This is a genomic window from Streptomyces sp. SM1 (assembly GCF_002910825.1).
GTDB lineage: Bacteria > Actinomycetota > Actinomycetes > Streptomycetales > Streptomycetaceae > Streptomyces > Streptomyces okerensis.
The window spans coordinates 1-3,128 of sequence record NZ_NEUB01000993.1 but is presented as its reverse complement, the minus strand read 5'-3'; the positions used below and the strand labels follow the sequence as shown (position 1 = coordinate 3,128).

Below are 3,128 nucleotides of genomic sequence, written 5' to 3'. Positions count from 1 at the left end.
CCCCGCCGTCCCCGGCTCCCGGCGGACCTGCCGGCCACCCCGCCTCAGGCCGCCCGGCGTGGCACCACCGCCGACAGGCGCAGGGCGGCCGTCGGCCCGTCCGTCCGGGTGCCCGGCTGCGGATCAGGCTTCGCCGGGCAGAAGAAGACCGCACCCGGGCCATCAGGGACGCCGTGCTCGGCGGACTGCGGACCGGGTGCGGTCAGCCAGGCGATGCGACCCGCGAAAGCGCAGGTCAGGCCAGGCAGAGGTCAGGCCTTCTTGGTCTCCAAGTAACGGGCCGGGTCGGCGACCTGCGGGGATCGTCCCTGTGGGTCGCTGACCTGGCCTTTTGGTGTTGGCCAGCGATGGGGTGCGACGGTCCCGATCGGGTGTCCTGCGGACTGTGTGCGGACTGGGCCGAGAGCCCCCGCTTGCGTCTCAGCGATCAATAGCATGACGCAGCGTAGAGACGACACCGGGAGCGATGGATGTGATCCGGCAAAGCCGCAGTCGCCGGTTCCAGAAGGTAGGCATGGAGCTCCGTCTCCTGAGCCTCGATCCACCGCGTGATCTCTGATTGCGCGGTGTGATCGCTTTCGGGGTGGATCTTCGGATTTGGGCAGTGGTGTTTTCCGGATGGCCGTTCCGGTGGCGGGTTCTCCGAGGTCTTTCGGGTCGTGGGCGGGCGGTCGGTCCGGCGGGTCAGGTCTGGGCGCGTTGTCCGGTGGCCGTCCACAGGTCGGTGAAGTCGTCGGCCCAGCGCCAGCGTTCGGGGAGGTGCAGGGTGATGGTGCAGGCGCGGGTGGCGAGGCGGGCCGGGATGTGGATCAGGTGCCGGCGGATGGTGCCGGTCCGCGCCTTGGCGTGGAAGACCGAGGCGAGGCGGCCGGCGGCGCGGGTGAGGTTGTAGGCGGCGGCCGCCAGGGTCAGCCAGGCGGCGTTCGCGGTGAACTTCCCCGAGGGCAGGTGGCCGAGGGCGGAGTCCTCCAGATCGGCAAAGACCTGCTCCACGCAGGCGTGTTCGCGGTGCATCGGCTCGGCCTGGGCCAGGACGAACGGACTGTCGGTGAAGATGACGTGGTGGCGCCAGACCCCGAACAGTTCGGCCTGCCCGTCGGGCACCGACTTCGGGTTCAGCCGCTTGACCCGGCGCACGATCAAGCGGGCCGTGGTGTGGAAGGTCTTCTTCTTGCTGGTGAACGCGGTGAAAGGGATCTCGGCGATCTCCGCGTCGGAGATCCAGCGGTCTTCCTCGCTGTCCCAGATCGCGTTCGTGTATGCGATCGCCGTCCAGGCGTCGGCGGGTATCTGCTCGATCGCGGTGCGGATGGTCTTCTTCACCGCGACCGCGAGGGAGAAGCGCACGCCGGCCTTGCGGCAGACGTCGACGACCTTGTACGAGAAGTACGCCGAGTCGGCCCGTACGACGATCTGCGCGGTGATGCCCATGGCCCGCACCGTGGACAGGGCCTCGCGCAGCAGACTGGCCGCCCCCTTCCCGGAGTTCGCGGAGCCCTTGCGTAGCCGGGTGGCGACGATGACTGGCGCACAGGTGACCGTCTTGACGGTGACGATCTGGAAGTGGAGGCCGCGGACCTTGGTGTAGCCGAAGGAGGCGCCCTGCTTGGCCGGGCCGTAGACCTGCTTGACCTTGGAATCGATATCGACGAACACCACCTCGTCCCCGGCCGGAACGAACCCTGTGTGCGTGGCCAGGTTGCAGGTGAACGACCGTATGGCGGACTCCAGTTGCCGTACGTGTCCCCAGGTGAATGCGCGCAGGAACGTGCCCAGCGTCGAAGGTGCCCGCACCCCGCCGAACAGCTTGGGCAGCCCGCCCTGACGCAGCACGTCCAGGTCCTCGATGGAGTCGGCGCCTGACGTCATCCCGGCCACGATGCTCATCGTCTTCGCGTCGGCGGCCGTGCCAGCACCATTCTTCGCGCCGGTCAGCGTCACCTTCCCGGCGACCAGCCGGCCCAGACCGCAACGTCGCTTCTTTGATCGTTTCAGGGTGACTGTGGTCGTGGTGTGAGTGTGTGGAGCTGGATGGTGTAGGTGACGCGTTCGGTGGCGGGTTGATCTGGTTGGAGTGTGGGCCAGTTGACGTGTCGGGCCTTGGTGGCGCGGGGTGATCGGCGGCCGGGCCGTGGCCGGGTGGCGGTGCGGATCAGGTCGGCGCCGATGTCACGGATCTTGGTGGTCAGGCGTGGAGGGGGGAAAGTCCGCCCCGACGGTTCGCTGGGCGGCGTGCAGGGCGTGCTTGAAGCTGATCTGGGCTGGTGGGATGCCGTCCTGGGTCGCGCTGTCGGTGGCCAGGTGGCGTACGGACTGGTAGACGCAGAGCATCGCCCACAGTTCCTGGGCGACCATTTCGGGGCTGTTGGAGCGCAGGGTCGCGGTGCGGCCGCCGCGTTGCTCGACCTTGATCGACCGGTAGATCGTTTCGCTGGTCCAGCGACGTGCGTAGAGCTCGGCGAGTTCGGTGGCCGGGGCGGTGTCCGGGTCGAGGAGGGTGGTGATCAGGCAGAACAGTTCCGAGGACTCGGTGGTGGAGCCGTCGGCGCCCTCGGCGGTGCTGTGCACGGTGTACTCGATCACCCGGACGGTGATGCGCTGTCCGCGTGGCCCGTTGAGGCGGGAGAGACAGGTGCCGTCGTGGAGTACCTCGATGACGGGCAGGGTGAACGACGCGCTCGCGCGCCACAACAGCTCAGCGCCCCGGCCCGCGGCTGCGGTGAACAGGTCGTAGGAGGGGAAGCCCCGGTCGGCCAGCAGCAGCGTGCCCCGCTCGATCACCGGCAACAGGCGTGTGGCCAGGGTGCGTTCCCCGACCGCGAGGGAGTCGAAGACCGCTGCGATCACGGCCAGGGTGCCGCACTCGACCAGGGCCAGCAGCCGCACCTGTGGATAGGGCCCCTGCCGGGCCTCGGTCACAGGCCGGGTGTACGCGGCGGAGTTCGCCGCACTGTCGGGGACGTTGAAGGTGGTGCCGTCCAGCGAGGTCAGACGCAGGTTCCGCCAGAACACCCCCGGCGTGGCCGGCGTGCCCTGCGCTCCGCGCACCCGGTCGAACAGCACCCGAAGCGCCCCCGCCCCCAGCCGGGAGCGGGCCTTGGTCAGCGACCCTGTCGATGCCGGACGCC

Annotated in this window: 2 protein-coding genes; both read right to left on the bottom strand. The window is 69.2% G+C overall.

Going from position 1 to position 3,128, the window contains the following annotated elements; all coding sequences use genetic code 11:
• Positions 1-684: 684 nt before the first annotated feature.
• Positions 685-1,995 carry an IS1380 family transposase gene (locus B9S61_RS35085; RefSeq protein ID WP_103545783.1) on the bottom strand — a complete coding sequence of 437 codons (1,311 nt, stop codon included), beginning with the start codon at positions 1,993-1,995 and terminating at the stop codon, positions 685-687.
• A 174-nt stretch (positions 1,996-2,169) separates the two neighbouring features.
• Positions 2,170-3,128: IS4 family transposase (locus B9S61_RS35080; RefSeq protein WP_103545782.1), on the bottom strand; the 959-nt coding region annotated here is incomplete at its 5' end.